We start from the raw sequence: 17,524 nt of genomic DNA on the forward strand, positions 1-17,524 counted from the left end.
GCTGGTTGTGTCGAGGAATCACACCGGCTCACTTCGAGAAAACGGGGTAACAAACAGTGCGTACTGCCAAGATCTGTCTCGCCGGGGTGGCCGCCGCCGCGATGGTGGGCTTCCTCGCCGCACCGGCCACCGCCGCGCCGACAGACACCACCACCGTCACCTTCGAGGTGCTCGCCGGCACCCTCGACATCGACGCGCCGGCCACCGCCGACCTGGGCACCGGCGCGCCCGGGGGCACCATCACCGGCCAACTCGGCCCGGTCACGGTCACCGACTCCCGGGGAGCGACGGACGCCTCCTGGGTCGCCTCGGTGACCGCGAGCGTCTTCCAGACCGGCGGCGGCAGTCCTCCCGAGACGGTCCTTCCAGAGGAGATCAACTACTGGTCCGGCCCGGCCACCGCGACCACCGGCACCGGCACCTTCACGCCCGGTCAGGCCAACGCCGGCGCCGCCGCACCACTGAGCAGCGTCACCCCGCTCACCGCGTTCACCCACGGGGGCGGCACGGGTGGCAACACGGCGACCTGGAACCCCACCCTGGTCGTCAACGTGCCCCTCGACAGCATCGCGGGCGTCTACACCGGGACGGTGACGCATTCGGTGGCCTAGCCGCCACGGCCGGTCGACCGTCGCGGTCGCGCTGGCGCTGCTCGTCCTCGCCGGTCCGGGTCTGTCGACCCGGGCCGGCGCGGCCGAGCCAGACGCCGACGACCGCCTCGGAATCCGGCTGTTGGAGGCCCCGAGCAACCGCCGCGACGACCCCCGGGCGTTGCGCTACATCGTCGATCACCTGCCGCCGGGCACCACCGTCAAACGGCAACTGCTGATCAGCAATCGCACCGACGAGGCCCGCCGCATCGACGTGTACGCGGCGGCGGCGAGCGTGCGGGGTTCGGAGTTCACGTTCGGTGAGGGCCGCGCGTCCAACGAGCTGACCTCCTGGATCACCCTCGACACGTCGACCGTCGAGGTGGAGGCGTGGGGTGAGGCCCGGGTCCTGGCGACCGTCGCGGTGCCGGCAGCCGCCTCGCGGGGCGAGCGGTACGGCGTGATCTGGGCGTCCGCAACCTCCGCGCCCCGGGCCGGCGGGGAGGTCATCCAGATCCACCGGGTCGGCGTTCGCATGTACCTCGACGTCGGACCCGGTGGCGAGCCAGTCTCGGACTTCTCGATCGGCGAGCTTCGCCCGGCCCGCAGCCCCGCGGGTGAGCCCTCGGTGACCGCCCAGGTCACCAACACCGGCGGCCGCGCCATCGACCTGACCGGCTCGGTCACCCTCAGCGACGGACCAGCCGGCAGCCGAGCCGGCCCCTTCCAGGTCGGGCAGGGCATCACGCTACCGCCGGGTGGCTCCGGGCAGGTCATCGCCCGGCTGCCGGCCGCCTTGCCGAACGGGCCCTGGAAGATCGAGGTGAAACTGGAGAGCGGGCTGGTGAAGCGCAGCATCAGCGCGCAGATCGAGTTTCCCGACGCGGGTCAGGTGGGCAAGCGGGGCAACGTCATCTCCCGGATGACATCCGGCTGGACCGTGACGGCGGCCGTCGCCGGCCTACTGCTCCTCGCCGGCCTCGCGGTGCTGGTCCGCCGCTCTCGCCAGTCCCGTCGACCCCCCACCGGCAGGCCACGGGAGCGGGTCCCGGCCGGACGCTGACACCACACGGCGGCCGGGTGACGCACCGACGGCAGGCGGACGTCAGGCCCGCCTGCGGCGGGCGGCGAACCCACCGACGATCAGCAGGGTCACGCCCAGCCCGGTGAGCAGCAACGTCGACCCGCCGGAACCGGTGACCGGCAGTCGGCCGCCGTGGCTGGGCGTCGGCTGGGGTGGTGCCGGCGTGGGTTGCGTGGGGGTGGGCGTGGGCGGCGGGGGTTGTGTCGGCGTGGGCGTCGGTGACGCCGGCAGGATCTCGAAGGTGACGCCGGTGTCCGCCGAGGGCGCGACCCGGGCGGCACCGAACCCGCGCGCCGACGCGGGATCGGCGTTGAGCACCGGCGGAAGCGCCAGCGCGAGACTCGCCGCGGCGGCGAGTGCGCCACCCACGAGGTAGTTGGCTGCTGTCCTGCCCATGCGCCGACCCTTCCCGAGGAAACCTGAACCGTGAAAAACATACCTTTGACCAACAAAGGGTATGAAGGGTTCAGCTCTGCGGGTGCCGGAGACACCACGATCAGGTGGCGGCCAGGATCACCGCTTCCGCCGTCAGGTAGTAGCGCCGGTCGTCAGCGGCAGGATCGACCGGCCTGCGGAGTCGTTCCACCGCGACATAGCCGCCCACCGCCCCCACCGCCCCGGGCACCCAGCCCGTCCCGTCCCGTCCGACGTTGAGCGAGAAGCGGGACAGCCGCCCACCGGTCGCCGGGTCCAGCGTCACCAGCTCGTTGGCGTCGGTCAGCAGGTGCACCCGACCAGGCTGCGCGGCCAGGACCCGTGCCGCACCGAGGTCGGCGGACCGCCACAACTCCGCGCCCGTACGCGCCGACCGACCCACCACCACTCCGTCGAGCACCACCACGGCCTGCTCACCCACCACGGTTGCCCCGGCCGGATCGAGCGCGGGGGCAGCGATCGGCTCGCCGACACCGACCAGCCAACCCCGGCCGGCCGCGTCGCCCGGTCCCGCCGTGCGCAGAGCCGGGCAGTCCGACCGACCGGTACGACAACCGAGCGGAGTCACCACCAACTCGTCGGACCCACCCGGCGGTCGCCACCGTTCGCGCACCGCACCGGTCGCCGCGTCCCGGAACTCGACAGTCGCGGGTCCGGCGCACCGGTCCAGACCGATCAGCTGTCCGCCGACCGTGGTGCCGACGTCGCTGCGGCACCGGCCGGGCAGCACGACCCGCCAGAGTTGCCGACCGCCGCTCACCTCGACCCCGCGCGCCTCGGCGTCCCCGCTGACCACCACCACCGTGCGGCCGTCCGCGAGGTCGGCGAGGTGAAGCCCGCGCGGGTCCCAGACGATGGCCGCACCGGTACGGCGTACCACCGCATCGCTCTCCGCGGGCTCCGGGCCGTCGGCCCTCCAGAGCACCCGCCCGGTCGGCGCGTCCAGCGCGACCAGTTGCCCGTCGGACCAGCGGCTGACCACCGTCCGGCCGCTGGCCACCACCCCGGTCAACTCCGCCGGCCAGCGCCGGTACGACCAGTACGGGGTGGTCCGGTGCCGACCGTCGACCGGCCGGTCGGCGTAGACCTGGCGGTGCGCGGCGTACACCCGCAGCCTCCCGTCCACGATCAACGGTGCGACCGGCAGTCGACCCACCACACCGGCGGCCGGTCGGGCCGCCTGCGGATAGTCCGCCTGGGCCACCGTGCTCACCTCGGCCGGCGCGAGCACCCGGTGGACGATGACGGCGACGGCCACGGTCGCGAGCAGCGCCGCGACCGCCATCGCGAGCCGTCGTCGGCCCCTCGGGATCCCCATGCCGCACCTCCGCCCGGCACCCTACCCAGCGGAACCGGCCGGACCCCGCGCAGGTCACGGCGACCACGCGCGGAAGCGGAGACGGAGGTGATCGGCCAGCGCTCAGGCGGCTTCGACGGCGCCGGCACCGGCCGCCACGGCCAGGTCGGCGAGGTCGCGGCCGAGCGCCACCTCGACCGCCCGCGCGGCGAGGCCGCCGAGCAGCAGCGCCACCACCCGGCCGTACGGAGCGGTCGGCACGGCCTCGTGGGTGACGGTGACCGCCGTGCAACCCCGACGGCGACGCCGGACCTGTCGCAGACTCCAGGTGATCCGGTAGTCCACGCCAGCACCTGAGGAACAGAGCACCAACCGGTGCGGGGCGACTGCCTCCACCACCAGGAACTCCTCGGTGAGTGTGCCGCCGCCGGGCTGGGCACGCTCCTCACGCCAGGCGGTGCCCGGACCGAACGGACCCGGGGTGAGCACCTCGATCGGGCCGGCGGCGGTCAGCCGGGCCGCACGGCCGGGCAGGTCGGTCAGCAGACCCCAGACATCGACAGCGTGCGCCTCGATGAACCTGGTAACCGCCACCGTCGACATGCCCGCCTCCCGTGTCCCCGACGGTACGCGGAGTAAGGGCCGGCCGGGGCCCCCGGGACGGATTTTCCACCTCCCGGAGGCCACGCTGTCCGATTGGACCATTGCTCGGCACCGGGCGTCGTCGACAGGCGCCGATGCTCCGGTCAGTGTTCGAAGCGACCGGCCCGGATCGCGCCGATGAAGGCTGTCCACCCAGGCGGGCTGACCGCGAGGGTGGGGCCGGCCTGGTCCTTGGAGTCGCGGACCGCGACCAGACCGTGGACGTCGACCAGGTTGTCCGCCACTTCCACGCAGAGCCCCTGGTCGTTGGAACGGCTGCTGGTACGCCAGATCGCGCCCGCAAGATCGTGCATCGTCGTTACCTCCGTGTGCGATGGACGCCCCACCGCTGGCAGCCGGGTTGAGCCCGGCTCGGATCGCGCGGCGAGGCAACGGGATCCGGACGATCAACGGGCCAACCCGGCCGGGTTATCGCACCGGCTGTGCGATCACCGGTCCCGTGCACGAGACGGAGGGAATGCGACCGCTCAGTTGGCCGGACGAATGGTGCCGCTGACCTCGCCGAGGGCGATGGTCGTGCCGTCCGGGCCGGGCGCGGTGGCGGTGATGGTCACCGTGTCGCCGTCGGCGAGGAAGGTGCGGCTCTCGTCGCCCACCGTCACCGGCTCCGCCCCACCCCAGGTCAACTCCAGGAACGAGCCGACCTGCGTACGGTCGGGGCCGGAGACGGTGCCGGAGGCGTACAGGTCGCCGGTGCGCAGTGCCGCGCCGTTGACGGTGAGGTGGGCCAACTGCTGTGCCGGCGTCCAGTACATGGTGGCGAACGGCGGCTCGCTGACCAGCTCGCCGTTCCACTCGACCGCCAGCCGGAGGTCGAGACCCAGGTGCGGCACGTCGCGCAGGTAGTCGACCACCGGCGGGTCCTGGTCGGGGGCGGGCACGAAGGCATCGCCGAGCGCGTCCAGCGGCGTCACCCAGGCCGAGACCGAGGTGGCGAACGACTTGCCGAGGAACGGGCCGAGGGGCTGGTACTCCCAGGCCTGGATGTCCCGGGCCGACCAGTCGTTGACGAGCACCACCCCGAAGACGTGGTCGGCGAAGTCGTCGACCGACACCCGATCACCCAACCGGCTGGGTACGCCCACCACGAAGCCGACCTCGGCCTCGATGTCGAGGCGTACCGATGGGCCGGTGACCGGTCCCTCGGCGGACGCCCGCTGGCCGGTCGGCCGGGTCACCGGCGTGCCGGAGACGACGACCGTGCCGGCCCGCCCGTGGTAGCCGATCGGCAGGTGCTTCCAGTTCGGCAGCAGCGGCGGCTGACCGGGGCGGAAGATCTGCCCGACGTTCGACGCGTGGTGCTCGGAGGAGTAGAAGTCGACGTAGTCGGCCACCTCGATCGGGAGCAACAGCTCCACGTCGTCGAGGGGCGCCAGCATCGGCTCCACGTCGGCCCGGTGCGCCGGGTCGGTCAACAACTCGGTGATCCGCTGCCGCACCGCGATCCACTGCGGACGCCCCAGCGCCAGAAAGTCGTTGAGGGTGGGTCGGCACAACGCACCGGCCGCCAGCACCAGTTCCGCGGCCTCCGCCGCGGCCAGGTCGAACACCCAGGACCCGATCCGTACGCCGATCCGCGGCCGACCCCCGTCCCGCCGGAAGACCCCGTACGGCAGGTTCGTCACCCCGTACGGCGAACCGTCAACGCCGGTCACCCAGGTCATGCGTCGTAGCCCCCGTTCACCAGCCCCAGCCGGATCAGATCGGTAAGTGGTTCCAGGATGCTGCACGAGCCGAAGCCGACCCAGAGCGGGCGGGGTTCGTGCAGCCGCGCGGTCGCGCGCTCCAACAGGGGGCGCGGGTCGAGCGCGGTCAGCAGCTCGGCGACCCGGCCCACACTCTCGCCGGCGGCGGCGGCAAGCGTCGCGGCCAGCACGTTGGCGTACCCGTGGTGGGTGAAGCCGGTCTCCGGGTCGAGGTGCCGGACCGCCTGGTGCAGCCCTGCGGTGAGCTTGAACGGCAGGTCCCGGTCCCGGCAGGCGCAGATCACGGCGGCCAGCTCGGCCGGGGTGGGGAAGAGTTCGGCGGCCAGTCCGCCGGTGCGGAACTTGGCGGCGATCGGCACGCCGTCGGCGCGGGCTGCGGCGATCGCGTCAAGCGCGCCCATCAGGCCGAAGGTCAACGGAAGCTCGGCGTACACGGCCTCGACGCCCGGCATGGTGTCGGTCAGTCGCAGCAGTTCGCCGATGCCGGGCAGCGGGTCCTCGCCCCGCTTGGCGACCGCCACCTCGACCTGCCGTGCGGTCACGCCGTCCGGGGCGAGGAACGAGAGCGCGAACGGCAGGTTGCCGACCCCGGTGTCACCGATCACGCCCACCACCAGGCCCTCACCCGGGTCGACCAGAGCACTCAGCTCGCCCGCCGAGACGGTCGAGGCGGGGATCAACAGGGGGCCGACCAGGTCGGCGTACCAGGCGGCGCGGTGTTGGCGGTGGGCGACCAGGGCGTCGTGCAGCGTGGCGCTGCCCGGCGGGAAGACGGCGGCGTCGTCCACCAGGCCGGCCAGGAGTGCGGGCACCTGCGTTGACACGGAACAAGAATGTACGGGACGCTACGAGGAACGGACAACAACGTCCGATTATCGGACGCACCTGGCCGGTGGACGGGACATCCCGGGAGGCGAAATGCCGTATTACCGCAGCGTCGGCGAGGTGCCGCGCAAGCGCCACACCCAGTTCCGGCAACCCGACGGCAGCCTCTACGCCGAGGAGTTGATGGGCCAGGAGGGCTTCTCCTCCGACTCGTCCCTGCTCTACCACCGGCACGCGCCCACCGCGATCCTGGCCGCCGACGAGTTCACCCCGCCCGCGTTCACCCGGGCACCGAACCTGCCGCTCAAGCCCCGCCACCTGCGCACCCACAAACTGGACACCGGTGGGTCCGACCCCATCCTCGGCCGGCAGTACCTGCTCGCCAACGACGACGTCCGGATCGGGTACGTACTCGCCGACCGGCCCTCGCCGCTGTTCCGCGACGCCACCGGCGACCACTGCCTCTACGTCGAGTCGGGCACCCTGCGGGTCGAGTCCCCGTTCGGGGTGCTGGACGCGGTCGCGGGCGACTACGTCGTCATTCCCACCTCGACCATCCACCGGCTGGTGCCCACCGGCGACCAGCCCGTCCGGCTGCTCGCCGTCGAGGCGTCCGGGCACATCGGCCCACCCAAGCGCTACCTCTCCGTCCGCGGCCAGTTCCTGGAGCACTCGCCGTACTGCGAGCGCGACGTCCGCGGTCCCGACGCCCCGCTGCTCGTCGACGGCGAGGAGGTCGAGGTGCTGGTCCGCCACCGTCGTGGTTGGACCCGCTACGTCTACGCGAAGCACCCGTTCGACGTGGTCGGCTGGGACGGGCACCTCTACCCGTGGGCGTTCTCCATCCACGACTTCGAGCCGATCACCGGCCGCATCCACCAGCCCCCGCCGGTGCACCAGACCTTCCAGGGTCCCAACTTCGTCATCTGCTCGTTCGTGCCGCGCAAGGTCGACTACCACCCGGACTCGATTCCGGTGCCGTACAACCACCACAACGTCGACTCCGACGAGATGCTCTTCTACACCGGCGGCAACTACGAGGCCCGCCGCGGCTCCGGCATCGAGCAGGGCTCGATCTCGCTGCACCCGTCCGGCTTCACCCACGGCCCCCAGCCCGGTGCCGCCGAGCGTTCCATCGGCGCCGACTACTTCGACGAGCTGGCCGTCATGGTCGACACCTTCCGCCCCCTCGATCTCTGCGACGCCGCCAGCGGCTGCGAGGACGAGGGGTACGCCTGGACCTGGGCGCGTCGCGGATAGGGCGTGTGTCAAAGCCCCCTGGCCGGCCTGCGGCGTGCCCAGACGACGACCGGCCGCGTTGGAGATTGGCCCGGATACAACACCGGTATCCGGGCCAATCTCCGCCTTGCCGGACCGCCGTCTGGACTCCGCCTCGGCTCGACCGAGGACTTTGACACACGCCCTAGCGCAGGGCGGTTCTGGTGAAGATGGCGAACTCGGCCACCGCCGTGACGGCGATGGCCAGCACCAGGGGCCACGGGGAGCCGACCACGGCGTACATCAGCAGCAGCAGCGGCGCGGCCGCCACTGCGTAGACGGCCAGCGCGATCGCCCGGTCCGAGTGCAGCAGGGCCGGCAGGACGGTCCGGGTCAGCCCCGGCAACCGGGCCGCGAGCTGCCAGACCACGTTCCCCCCGCTGAGCGCGGCGAGCACCGCCAGGGCGCGGGACAACCCGTCGCTCGCCGACGCCGTGAAGGCCACCAGCACCGCCGCCACCAGCGACCAACCCGCGCCGTAGAGCACCAGGCGGTGCAGGCCGTGCGCGAGCGTCCGTGGCGACTCGATGCGACTCGGGCTGATGGCGACGGTCTCGGCGACGTGCGCCAACGCCTCCGACCAGCGGCGCTGCTCCAACCTCAGGACACCCACGTCGTGCCCAGCCTCGGCGACGCGCGGGTCGAGCCGCAACGCCTCCCGGTAGGCCCGCTCGGCCAGGTCGAACAGGTTCAGCCGGGCGGCGACCAGGCTGAGCACCAGGTGCGCCTGCGGCTCCTCCGGTGCCAGTTCGACACCACGCCACGCCGCGTTCAGCGCCGGCTGGCCGTTGCGGGCGTCCGCCAGGAGCGCCGCCGCGCTCCGCTGGGCGTACGCGTCAGCCGGGCCGAGGGCGAGGATCCGGTCGGCGGTGGCCGCCGACTCGCTGTAGCGCTCCAGGTCGGCCAGCGCCATGCCCCTGGCGACCAGCGGTGGCAGGGCCTCCGGTGCGGCGGCCACGGCCGTGTCGGCGGCGGTGAGCGCCTCGGCCGGGCGACCGGCGGCCAGGTGCACCCGAGCCAGCGTGGTGAGCGCGTCCGCGTCATCCGGTTGCAGGGCCAACCCGTAGGCCAGCTCCCCGGCCGCCTCGTCGTGGCGCCCGAGTTCGGCGAGAAGTTGGGCCCGCTGGAGGTAGCCGTCGGCGGCGGACTGGTCGGGGGCTGGGTCGCTGGACATCGCGGCGAGCTTAAGCGGCCGGCGCGTCGTACACCAGGGCCACCGCGACGCCGGCCAGCCCTTCCTCGCGGCCGGTGAAGCCAAGACCGTCGGTGGTCGCGGCGGAGACGGTGACCGGGGCGCCGACGGCAGCGGACAGCACCTCCTGGGCCTCTGCCCGGCGGCGGCCGATCTTGGGTCGGTTGCCGATCACCTGCACCGACACGTTGCCGATCTCCAGGCCGCTGTCGCGTACCCGGCGGGCCGTTTCGGTCAGCAGCGCCACCCCGGACGCGCCGGCCCACTCCGGCTGGTCCACCCCGAACGCGGAGCCGAGGTCACCGAGGCCGGCGGCGGAGAGCAGCGCGTTGCAGGCGGCGTGCGCGACCACATCGGCGTCCGAGTGCCCGGCGAGGCCGTCCTGGTCGGGCCAGAGCAGGCCCGCGACCCAGCAGGGCCGGCCGGGCTCGAACGCGTGCACGTCGGTGCCGATGGCGACCCGGGGAACGATCATGATCCGAGAGTACGCGTCAACCGGAGGCGGCAAGCAGGTGCTCGGCCAGCGCCAGGTCGAACGGCCTGGTGACTTTCAGGGCGTACTCGGAGCCCGGCACGCAGCTCACCACGACGCCCTGCTTCTCGACCAGCCCGGCGTCGTCGGTGAGGGGATCGCCGGCCGCGGCGTGCGCGGCGCTGAGCACGGCCCGGCGGAAACCCTGCGGGGTCTGCACCGCGCGCAGGGCGGAACGGTCGACGGTGCCGAGCACCACCTCGTCGGCGCCCACCTCTTTGATCGTGTCGACGACCGGCAGCACCGGGATCACCGCGTCCCGCCCGTCGCGAACCGCCGCCGCGACGGATTCGACGAGTTCGGGTGGGGTGAGCGCGCGGGCGGCGTCGTGCACCAGCACGATCGTCGGGCCGGTGGGCACCGCGGCCAGCGCGGCGGCCACCGACGCCTGCCGTTCCGCACCGCCGGCCACCACGATCACCGGTGCGACCGGGGCCAACAGCTCGCGAACGGCCTGCACGTCGGCGACCGGCGCGGCCACCACGATCGTGTGCACCGACGGTGCGGCGGCCAGTCGACGCACGGCATGCACCAACAGTGGCTCGCCGGCGAGCAGGCGCAGCGCCTTGGGTCGGCCGGGGCCGAGCCGTACGCCGGCACCCGCCGCAGGCACGAGGACCGCGACGTCACCGCGCGGATTGAGCTGCGCGGTCACGTCGCGGTCCTCGGTGGTTTCTTCGCTACTTGGTGGGACGACGATGCTCTGCGGACTAGGCCTCGGTGAGGACCTTGTCGAGCAGCGTCTCCGCCTCATCCTTGGTGCTCTTCTCAGCCAGCGCGACCTCACCAACGAGAATGTCGCGGGCCTTGGCCAGCATCCGCTTCTCGCCAGCGGAGAGGCCCCGCTCCCGCTCCCGGCGCCACAGGTCGCGCACGACCTCGGCGACCTTCAGCGGATTGCCGGAGGCCAGCTTTTCCAAGTTGGCCTTGTAACGCCGCGACCAGTTGGTCGGCTCCTCGGTGTGCGGAGCCCGCAGAACGTCGAAGACCTTACCGAGGCCCTCTTCGCCGACCACCTCACGGACGCCCACGATCTCGGCGTTCTCGGCCGGCACCCGGACCGTCAGGTCACCCTGCGCGACCCTCAGGACGAGGTATTGCTTAGGCTCGCCCTTGATGACCCGAGTCTCGATTGCCTCGATGAGTGCGGCCCCGTGGTGGGGGTAGACAACGGTCTCGCCGACACTGAAAACCATAGGTTCGAAACCCCTTTCGCTGTGTCTAGGGTAACACGCTCAGGCACCGATGTCTCACCGATGTCCTGACCGTTGGCGCAGCTCAGGGGCCCTGTGAGAGGTCTTGCTTCAGCTTGACAGGCGGTCAAACCAATGGTTCGAACACGCTCCGTAACGTGCGGATGACTGCCCGGCACTAGTGAACAGAACGTCGAGATCAAGGGCTATGCGCTTCTCCCATGGTATCGCGGTTGGCGAGAATGCGCCCAGGTGTAGCGGGAGGTGCCCCTGGTGCGGGACCCTGGAGGCCGAGCCGCACACCGCTCTCGAGCCCCTTCCAGGAGGTCCGATGGGCAAGCCGGATGCCGAGGGCCACGGGCCAGCCGACGGCCTGCCCGGCCTACCGCCCGAGTGGGGCCGCATCGTGGTTCCGGACGACGCCTCGGCGCTCGCCGACGAGGCCGCCCAACTTCGTCGCGAACTGCGCCGTGCCGCCGGCGACCGCCCCGGCCGCCTGGCCCTGCCACTACTGGTGCTGGTTGTCGCTCTGCTCACCACGATGGCCGGCCTGCTCGCCGTCGCCTGGCCCCGCGCCAGCCGGGGCACCGACCGACCAACCCCAGCCCCGTACGCGCGTCCCGCGACCGTCGCCGGCCGGGCACTGCCCGCGCTGGACCTGGTCGACGCCGCCCAGGCGCCGGTGCCGCTGCGCGGCCTGCTGCCCGCCATGATCATCCTGGTCGACGGCTGCCCCTGCCCCGAGCGGATCGACGAGGCCGCGACGGCGGCGCCCCCCGGAATCGCGGTGATCACCGTGGCCGGAGGGCGGAGGGTCGAAACCTCGCCGCCGGCGAGCACCGGCGTCCGGGCACTTGCCGACCCCGCTGGCGGACTGCGGTCGTTCCTGGGCCAACCGGTCCACGCCGGCACCCTGACCGCACTGCTGGTCGACCGCACCGGCACAGTGACCCGGGTGCTGCCCGAACTGGGGACGGTCGACTCCTACCGCAACGACCTGAGCGCCCTCGCCGGCTGACGCCACGAGGGCAGAACACCTAGCGGGGCAGGCCGACGAGTTGCGCCTCGATATCGATCTCGCGCACCCCGCCGGTCGACAGCGACACCCGGAACGGCCTGCCGTGCGAGAAAACCTCGGCGCTGGTGATCGTGCCGTCGCAGTCGATCTCGGACGGCCCGGCCGACTCGGCCTCGATGACCGTCACCGACAGGGTGCCCGGCCTGGTGCACCGGTACTGCAGCAGGTAGCGGGAGTCGCCGCCGCCCGCCTGCCGGACGATGCGCTGTCTCGGCACGAGCACCGCCCGCTCCTGCCAGATCGTCTCGCGGAACGAGGGCAGCTCGCCCTGGAAGAAGAGCCAGCTCGGATCACCCTCGATGTCGATGATCTCACCGCTGGCCGGGTCGAGCACCGCCCGCGGGGCATCCACCGCCCGGACGACCGCCCCCGTCTCTCCATCCACCCGCGCGGTCGCCCCAATACCCCGGACCAGGGCGCGCTCCAACGGCGTGCTGACGCTGGGCCCCGCGACAGGCGTCGCCGCCGTCCCGGGCGGCCGAGCCACCGGAGCGGGCGCGGCGGAGCGCCACCACCAGCCACCGGCGACCAGGAGGGCCGCCGTCGCGCCGAACAGCACCGCCGAGCGCAGCCGCCCCTCCGCCGTCGCATCCATCCATCGAGCGTAACGCCGCCAGGGGCGGATTTTTACTCCTGTCGATCGAGCAGGGCGGCGTACAGGGTGAGGCCGGGGCCGAACGCCAGCATGACGATGCGTCGGGCCGCCGGTGTGGAACGGCCCAACCGGTCCAGGATCAGCAACACGGTGGGCGACGAGCAGTTGCCGTGCTCGTCGAGCGTCGCCCGGGACGCCGCCAGCCCCTCCGGAGGGAGGGCCAACTCCCGTTCCACCACGTTGAGGATCCGCGGCCCGCCCGGGTGCACGGCCCAACCGTCCACCTCGGAACTGGTGACGCCGTGCCGGGCCAACAGGTCGTCGACCAACCCGCGTACGTGCCTCGACAGCACCTGCGGCACCTTCGGCGACAACCCCATCCGGAAGCCGGCATCGGTGACGTCCCAGGTCATGTGATCGGCGGTCGAGGTGTCGGTGACCGAGGTGACCTCGCGTAACGCGTACCCCGGACCACCCGGCACGACCACGGCGGCGACCGCGGCGTCCGAGAAGAGCGCGTGCGAGACGATCTGCTGGGTGTCCACCCTGGCACTGGACGGCTGGATGTGCAGGCTGGTCAACTCCGCGCAGAGCAGCAGCGCCGGCCGCCCCCGTGCGGTGACGAAGTCACTCGCCGCGCCGAGCCCCGGCAGCGCCGCGTAACAGCCCATGTGGCCGATGAACATCCGCTGGGTGTCCGCCGCCATGCCAAGGTCCCGGGCGAGCAGGATGTCCAGCCCGGGGGTGGCGTAGCCCGTGCAGGAACAGACGATGAACATGCCGATGTCGCCGGCGTCCAACCCGGCGGCGGTCAGGGCGCGACCCACCGCCTCCTTTCCCAGCGGCAGCGCCTCCACCTGGTAGCGGCGCATCCGGCGCTCGGTCGGCCAGTCCGACACGTCCTCCAACAGCGGGTTGACCGCAGCCTGACGCCGGGTCACCCCGGAGTTCGCGAAGATCCGCTGGGCCAACGACCGGGTGGTGCCGGTGAAGTGCCGGGAGAAGAAGCCCTCCCACAACTCGTCCTGCGAAGCGGACGGCGGCTGTGCAGTCCCGAGCCCCGCGATCACTGGTACGGACACGATCCCCACCTCTCGTCAGATGCTGTCCTCCCCCTGGCCGTCCCACCAGCCGCCTCGGCTGGCCCATCTTCCGTGCCGAACCCGCGGAGCCGCCTCACCAACGCGGTGCCAAACCGTCGCGGTCCGGGTCGCCGCCCAGAGCGGCGATGCCCAGCCAGTCGGCGCAGACGTCCGACGTGGCCGGGTGCAGCGAGCCGCAGCGGGCGTCGCGGTAGAGCCGCTCCAACGGATGACCACGTCGGGTCGCCGAGGTGCCCGCGGCCTCCAACACCGACGCCGCCACCTCCGCGGCCGTGGTGCCGGCGAGCAGCTTCGCCCGCCACACCCAGCGGTTGGTCTCCTCGTCGCCCGGCGCGTCGTCCACCCGACGGGCCGCCTCGGCGACCACCAGCTGCGCGGCGGCGGTCGTGGCGTCCGCCCGCCCCAGCCGGGCCCGCACCGCCGGCAGGCCGGCCAGGTTGCGGGCGTTCAGGTGCTCGGCCGCCGCGTCGATCGCCGCCCGGGCCACCCCCACGTAGACGGCCGCGTAACTGGCCACCAACCAGTGCGGCATCAACTGGGCGACCACGAGCGCCAGCCCCTCCACGCCGCCGAGCAGCCGGTCCGTGGGCACCGTGACATCCAGGTGGAGATCGTGCGAGGAGGTGGCGCGCATGCCGAGCGAATCCCAGGTCGGCTCCACGGTCAACCCGTCACCGGCCGGCACCAGGAACTGCGAGACCACCGACTGGTCGGCCGCGCTGCGTGCCGCCACCAGGTAACCGTCGGCGTGACCGGCGCCGGAACAGAACGTCTTGCTGCCCTTGAGGTGCCAACCCTCGTCGGTCTCCTGGTACGCCGTGGTGAGCTGGGACAGCCGGGCACCGGCGCCGCGCTCGCTCATCGCGACCGCGTACCAGGAGCCCTGCGCGGCGGCGGTGAGCAGGCGGTCCCGAGCTGCCAACGCCTCGTCCGGCACACCCAACGCCTCGGCCAGCTCCTCGGTGACCGCTCCCAGGGCACCCGTCACCGAGGCGTGCATGTTGAACACCAGGGCCGTCGCGCCGTTGCCTCGGGCAAGCTCAGTGGCCACCGCGGCGTACTCGGCGAAGCTGGCCCCCATGCCTCCCAGTGCCCGGGGCACCATCAACCCGAAGAGGCCAGCCTCCCGCAGGTCGCGGAAGTCCTCGATGGGGAAGGAACCGTCCCGGTCGTGCTCCGCCGCGCGCGCGGCGAACCGCGGCGCCAACCGGCGGGCCGCCTCAAGCGCCTGCACCGTCATATCGTCTCCTCCTCGGCGTCCCATACCCCGCCACGGCCGGACTATCCTTTGCGGACCCCCCGGCCCTGGTAGAGCACGGCGGTGGACCGGGTCGGCACGATGCGCGGCGCGCGGCCGGTGGACGTCGCACCGGACGTGCGGGCCCGGCGCAGCAACCAGGCAAGCATGCCCCCGACCTGTGGACGGATGCCGCGCACCCGCAGGTCCACGCCGTGCCGAGCGCACTCGGCCACCAGCGCCCGCGCGTCCACGAACAACCGTGGGTCGTGGATGCCGCGCGGCACCGTCGGCAACCGCTCGGCGATCCGTACCGCGACGAGCCGGGCCAGGGCCGTGTCGTTCAGGGTGTCCAGGACCAACAGGCCGCCCGGACGCAGCAGCCGGCACGCCTCGGCGACCACCCGCGGCCAGGCCGGCACATGCTCCAGCAACTCGCCCGCGGAGACCACGTCGGCGCACCCGTCCGGGAGCGGGACCGCTGTCGCATCACCCTGAACGACGCGCACCCCGTGCTCGGCTGCCTGCAGCAACGCCGAGCGGGTCAGATCCACACCGACGTGGCGGTAGCCCTTGCCGGCCAGGTGCGGCGCGAGCAGACCGGCACCGCAACCCAGGTCCACCAGCAGCTCGTCGGGACGGGTCGCCGGTGGCACCAGCGCCGCGCGGGCCGCGGCCAGCCAGTGCAGCATCGCGAACGCGCCATCCGGCCGCCACCACTCAGCGGCCAGGTCGTCGTACTGGCGCGGGTCGTTTCGCGGCAGCACCCGGGGGCCGGTGGACGCCGGGGACGCAGCCACGTCTCGCATGGCACGAGCGTGGCACGACTGCTCGGTAACGACCAGACTTCCCTTATGTCGTCAAGGGTGTTAGGGCTGGTCAGAGCGAGCCATCCGGAACCGGCCGCAGCGGTCACCGCGGTTTCCGGCCTACTGGCCTGGGGAGTGGGTCACCGGCCGTCCGGAATCGTCTCGGTGGTGCTCGCCGTGCTGGCCAGCCAGCTCGCCGTGGGCTGGACCAACGACGCGCTGGACGCCGAGCGGGACGCCACGGTGGGGCGTACCGACAAACCTGTCGCCGCCGGCGCGGTCGGCCGGCGCACCACGGCCTGGGCCGCGGCGGCGGCCGCGGTGGCCTGTCCACTGCTGGCGCTGACCACGAACCCGACGGCGGCGTTCTGGTTGACCGTCGCCCTGGTCTCGGCGCTGCTCTACGACTGGCCGCTCAAGGCCACCGCCTTCTCGGTGGTGCCGTACGCCGTCTCCTTCGGCGCGCTGCCCGCCTTCGTGGTGCTCGCGCTGCCCGGTCAACCGACCCCGCCCGCCTGGCTGCTGGTCGCGGCGGCCTGCCTGGGGGCCGGCGCGCACTTCGCCAACGTCCTGCCCGACCTGGCCGACGACGCCCGGACCGGGGTGCGCGGTCTGCCGCATCGGCTGGGGTCCGCCGGGAGTCGGGCGGCGGCGGCCGGTCTGCTCCTCGCGGCGACCGCGACCCTGGTCCTCGGACCACCCGGGCCGCCGTCGGCCATCGGGCTGGCCGCGGTCGGCACGGCCGCCGTGGTGCCGGCACTGAGCTGGTACGCCGGACGCTCGGCGGTCCGGGCCGGCCGGCGGCCGGTGGCGGCCTTCCGGGCGGTCATGCTGGTGGCCCTGATCGACGTGGTCCTGCTGGTGGCGAGCGGTCGGGTGGTGTGAGCGCCACCCGGCCAGGTGGCATTGCCGGGTCCGCGTGCGGGCCTCGATCAGCCCCAACTACCCTGGAGCGCGGTCTGCGCGGGTATGGCCACCGTGCCCGGGCGTGCGGCCCGGGTGGGGATTGTGACGAGGAGGACCGACGTGACGCGCTCGATCAGGGGATCCCGGCGGGCGGCCCTGTTGCTGTCCGGGATTGCGGCAACCGGCCTGCTGGCGTCCGGATGCGGCACCGGTCAGATCGCCGAGACCGCGTTGAAGGAGCCGTCGGTCCAGGGCGTCAACCTCACCACCAACAACGGATCCTTCTCCGTGCGTGGTCTGCTGGTGGAATACCCGGGCACCGAGGGCTACCGGGCCGGCCAGGACGCTCCGCTGAGCGCCGTGATCTACAACGACTCGAAGCAGACGGTCACCGTCACCGTCACCACCGAGAACGCCCGCGAGGTGCGCATCGGCGGCGACTCGACCAGCGCGTCCGCCTCGGCCAGCGCCTCCGCCGGCGCGTCCGCCTCGGCCAGCGCGACTCCGTCGGGCAGCGCGTCCCCGTCCGGCTCGCAGAGCCCGTCGACCCCCGCGTCCCGTTCGGCCAGCCCGTCGGCGACCCCGTCCGAGACCGGCTCGTCCTCGGCCACGCCGTCCGCCCCGGAGTCGGCGCGCGCGTCGGGCTCGGCCAGTCCGGCCGCCCCCGGCCAGCTGGCCCGGATCGAGCTGGCTCCGCTCAGCTACATCCAGCTCAACTCCGAGGCCACCTCGCAGCTCCGGCTGATCGGCCTGACCGAGGCGCTGCGCTCCGGCCAGAACGTCTCGGTGACCTTCGACTTCGGCAACGGCAACACCGTGACCGGCCAGGCGCCGATCGCGGTGCCGCTCACCCCTGCGGCGCCTCCCTCGCCGCTCATCGAGCGCGAGGGCGGCTACGAGGGCAACGAGGGCGGCACGACCCACGAGTGACGCAACCTCCGTATCGACAGACGCCCCGGCGTGGTGACCACCACGCCGGGGTGTTTTCGTCGTACGAGAGG

General features: G+C 72.8%; 20 protein-coding genes. 6 read left to right on the top strand and 14 right to left on the bottom strand.

The genetic code is table 11. The features are described 5' to 3' along the window. Positions 1-56: 56 nt before the first annotated feature. Both AB0C25_RS07885 and AB0C25_RS07890 read left to right on the top strand, forming a co-directional pair. The gene (locus AB0C25_RS07885) at positions 57-611 is read left to right on the top strand and encodes a hypothetical protein (protein ID WP_357370714.1); all 555 of its coding nucleotides are present in this window, start codon (positions 57-59) and stop codon (positions 609-611) included. A 121-nt stretch (positions 612-732) separates the two neighbouring features. After that, complete coding sequence (locus AB0C25_RS07890) at positions 733-1,653, top strand: hypothetical protein (RefSeq protein ID WP_357370716.1); 921 nt, start codon at positions 733-735, stop codon at positions 1,651-1,653. A 42-nt stretch (positions 1,654-1,695) separates the two neighbouring features. Here AB0C25_RS07890 and AB0C25_RS07895 read toward each other — a convergent pair whose 3' ends face one another. The 6 genes from AB0C25_RS07895 to AB0C25_RS07920 form a co-directional block, all read right to left on the bottom strand. Further along, positions 1,696-2,070 (bottom strand): LPXTG cell wall anchor domain-containing protein, encoded by a 375-nt coding sequence (locus AB0C25_RS07895; RefSeq protein WP_357370718.1) that lies wholly within the window; start codon positions 2,068-2,070, stop codon positions 1,696-1,698. Between the two features lie 100 nt (positions 2,071-2,170). Then, positions 2,171-3,427 (bottom strand): PQQ-binding-like beta-propeller repeat protein, encoded by a 1,257-nt coding sequence (locus tag AB0C25_RS07900; protein ID WP_357370720.1) that lies wholly within the window; start codon positions 3,425-3,427, stop codon positions 2,171-2,173. A 102-nt stretch (positions 3,428-3,529) separates the two neighbouring features. Further along, the gene (locus AB0C25_RS07905; protein ID WP_357370722.1) at positions 3,530-4,009 is read right to left on the bottom strand and encodes an SRPBCC family protein; all 480 of its coding nucleotides are present in this window, start codon (positions 4,007-4,009) and stop codon (positions 3,530-3,532) included. 143 nt (positions 4,010-4,152) lie between these two features. Further along, a complete protein-coding gene (locus AB0C25_RS07910; protein ID WP_357370724.1) occupies positions 4,153-4,362 on the bottom strand; it encodes a DUF397 domain-containing protein in 210 nt (69 codons plus the stop codon). Between the two features lie 174 nt (positions 4,363-4,536). After that, positions 4,537-5,733, bottom strand: a complete 1,197-nt coding sequence (fahA, locus tag AB0C25_RS07915) for a fumarylacetoacetase (protein ID WP_357370726.1) — start codon at positions 5,731-5,733, stop codon at positions 4,537-4,539. Next, positions 5,730-6,599, bottom strand: a complete 870-nt coding sequence (locus AB0C25_RS07920) for a hypothetical protein (protein WP_357370728.1) — start codon at positions 6,597-6,599, stop codon at positions 5,730-5,732. Before AB0C25_RS07920 ends, fahA begins: the two co-directional genes overlap by 4 nt. A 94-nt stretch (positions 6,600-6,693) precedes the next feature. On the opposite strand from AB0C25_RS07920, the gene AB0C25_RS07925 reads away from it, so the two are divergent. Next, on the top strand, positions 6,694-7,860 hold the full coding sequence (locus tag AB0C25_RS07925; RefSeq protein WP_357370730.1) for a cupin domain-containing protein: 1,167 nt from the start codon (positions 6,694-6,696) through the stop codon (positions 7,858-7,860). Positions 7,861-8,023: 163 nt separating this feature from the next. Here AB0C25_RS07925 and AB0C25_RS07930 read toward each other — a convergent pair whose 3' ends face one another. The 4 genes from AB0C25_RS07930 to AB0C25_RS07945 are packed head-to-tail and all read right to left on the bottom strand — an operon-like array spanning position 8,024 to position 10,798. Then, the gene (locus AB0C25_RS07930; protein WP_357370732.1) at positions 8,024-9,052 is read right to left on the bottom strand and encodes a tetratricopeptide repeat protein; all 1,029 of its coding nucleotides are present in this window, start codon (positions 9,050-9,052) and stop codon (positions 8,024-8,026) included. Positions 9,053-9,062: 10 nt separating this feature from the next. Beyond that, on the bottom strand, positions 9,063-9,548 hold the full coding sequence (gene ispF / locus AB0C25_RS07935; RefSeq protein WP_357371072.1) for a 2-C-methyl-D-erythritol 2,4-cyclodiphosphate synthase: 486 nt from the start codon (positions 9,546-9,548) through the stop codon (positions 9,063-9,065). Positions 9,549-9,561: 13 nt separating this feature from the next. After that, the gene (gene ispD, locus AB0C25_RS07940) at positions 9,562-10,257 is read right to left on the bottom strand and encodes a 2-C-methyl-D-erythritol 4-phosphate cytidylyltransferase (RefSeq protein WP_357370734.1); all 696 of its coding nucleotides are present in this window, start codon (positions 10,255-10,257) and stop codon (positions 9,562-9,564) included. Positions 10,258-10,312: 55 nt separating this feature from the next. Then, positions 10,313-10,798: a CarD family transcriptional regulator gene (locus AB0C25_RS07945; RefSeq protein ID WP_007073334.1), complete on the bottom strand. Its 486-nt coding sequence runs from the start codon at positions 10,796-10,798 to the stop codon at positions 10,313-10,315. Positions 10,799-11,126: 328 nt separating this feature from the next. On the opposite strand from AB0C25_RS07945, the gene AB0C25_RS07950 reads away from it, so the two are divergent. Then, entirely contained in the window at positions 11,127-11,813 is a 687-nt protein-coding gene (locus AB0C25_RS07950) for a hypothetical protein (protein WP_357370736.1), read from the top strand. A 19-nt stretch (positions 11,814-11,832) separates the two neighbouring features. Here AB0C25_RS07950 and AB0C25_RS07955 read toward each other — a convergent pair whose 3' ends face one another. From AB0C25_RS07955 to AB0C25_RS07970, 4 genes are all read right to left on the bottom strand, one after another. Then, positions 11,833-12,468: a hypothetical protein gene (locus AB0C25_RS07955; protein WP_357370738.1), complete on the bottom strand. Its 636-nt coding sequence runs from the start codon at positions 12,466-12,468 to the stop codon at positions 11,833-11,835. A 32-nt stretch (positions 12,469-12,500) separates the two neighbouring features. Continuing rightward, positions 12,501-13,550, bottom strand: coding sequence for a type III polyketide synthase (locus tag AB0C25_RS07960; RefSeq protein WP_357370740.1), 1,050 nt, complete (start codon positions 13,548-13,550; stop codon positions 12,501-12,503). Between the two features lie 94 nt (positions 13,551-13,644). Continuing rightward, complete coding sequence (locus AB0C25_RS07965) at positions 13,645-14,811, bottom strand: acyl-CoA dehydrogenase family protein (RefSeq protein ID WP_357370742.1); 1,167 nt, start codon at positions 14,809-14,811, stop codon at positions 13,645-13,647. A 41-nt stretch (positions 14,812-14,852) separates the two neighbouring features. Then, positions 14,853-15,617 carry a methyltransferase domain-containing protein gene (locus AB0C25_RS07970; RefSeq protein WP_357370744.1) on the bottom strand — a complete coding sequence of 255 codons (765 nt, stop codon included), beginning with the start codon at positions 15,615-15,617 and terminating at the stop codon, positions 14,853-14,855. Positions 15,618-15,662: 45 nt separating this feature from the next. Here AB0C25_RS07970 and AB0C25_RS07975 point away from each other — a divergent pair, with 45 nt between their 5' ends. Together AB0C25_RS07975 and AB0C25_RS07980 are read left to right on the top strand one after the other, a co-directional pair. Beyond that, positions 15,663-16,502, top strand: a complete 840-nt coding sequence (locus AB0C25_RS07975) for a UbiA family prenyltransferase (protein ID WP_357370746.1) — start codon at positions 15,663-15,665, stop codon at positions 16,500-16,502. A gap of 141 nt (positions 16,503-16,643) precedes the next feature. Then, positions 16,644-17,453, top strand: a complete 810-nt coding sequence (locus AB0C25_RS07980; RefSeq protein WP_357370748.1) for a hypothetical protein — start codon at positions 16,644-16,646, stop codon at positions 17,451-17,453. Positions 17,454-17,524 lie beyond the last annotated feature (71 nt).

This window comes from Micromonospora sp. NPDC048839 (genome assembly GCF_040649915.1).
Taxonomy (GTDB): Bacteria; Actinomycetota; Actinomycetes; order Mycobacteriales; family Micromonosporaceae; genus Micromonospora.

Excerpts from the sequence above, each read along its gene's own strand:
- AB0C25_RS07895 (WP_357370718.1), bottom strand. The coding sequence starts at position 2,070 with ATGGGCAGGACAGCAGCCAACTACCTCGTGGGTGGCGCACTCGCCGCC.
- AB0C25_RS07900 (WP_357370720.1), bottom strand. The coding sequence starts at position 3,427 with ATGGGGATCCCGAGGGGCCGACGACGGCTCGCGATGGCGGTCGCGGCG.
- AB0C25_RS07905 (WP_357370722.1), bottom strand. The coding sequence starts at position 4,009 with ATGTCGACGGTGGCGGTTACCAGGTTCATCGAGGCGCACGCTGTCGAT.
- AB0C25_RS07910 (WP_357370724.1), bottom strand. The coding sequence starts at position 4,362 with ATGCACGATCTTGCGGGCGCGATCTGGCGTACCAGCAGCCGTTCCAAC.
- fahA (WP_357370726.1), bottom strand. The coding sequence starts at position 5,733 with ATGACCTGGGTGACCGGCGTTGACGGTTCGCCGTACGGGGTGACGAAC.
- AB0C25_RS07925 (WP_357370730.1), top strand. The coding sequence starts at position 6,694 with ATGCCGTATTACCGCAGCGTCGGCGAGGTGCCGCGCAAGCGCCACACC.
- AB0C25_RS07930 (WP_357370732.1), bottom strand. The coding sequence starts at position 9,052 with ATGTCCAGCGACCCAGCCCCCGACCAGTCCGCCGCCGACGGCTACCTC.
- AB0C25_RS07945 (WP_007073334.1), bottom strand. The coding sequence starts at position 10,798 with ATGGTTTTCAGTGTCGGCGAGACCGTTGTCTACCCCCACCACGGGGCC.
- AB0C25_RS07950 (WP_357370736.1), top strand. The coding sequence starts at position 11,127 with ATGGGCAAGCCGGATGCCGAGGGCCACGGGCCAGCCGACGGCCTGCCC.
- AB0C25_RS07955 (WP_357370738.1), bottom strand. The coding sequence starts at position 12,468 with ATGGATGCGACGGCGGAGGGGCGGCTGCGCTCGGCGGTGCTGTTCGGC.
- AB0C25_RS07965 (WP_357370742.1), bottom strand. The coding sequence starts at position 14,811 with ATGACGGTGCAGGCGCTTGAGGCGGCCCGCCGGTTGGCGCCGCGGTTC.
- AB0C25_RS07970 (WP_357370744.1), bottom strand. The coding sequence starts at position 15,617 with ATGCGAGACGTGGCTGCGTCCCCGGCGTCCACCGGCCCCCGGGTGCTG.
- AB0C25_RS07975 (WP_357370746.1), top strand. The coding sequence starts at position 15,663 with ATGTCGTCAAGGGTGTTAGGGCTGGTCAGAGCGAGCCATCCGGAACCG.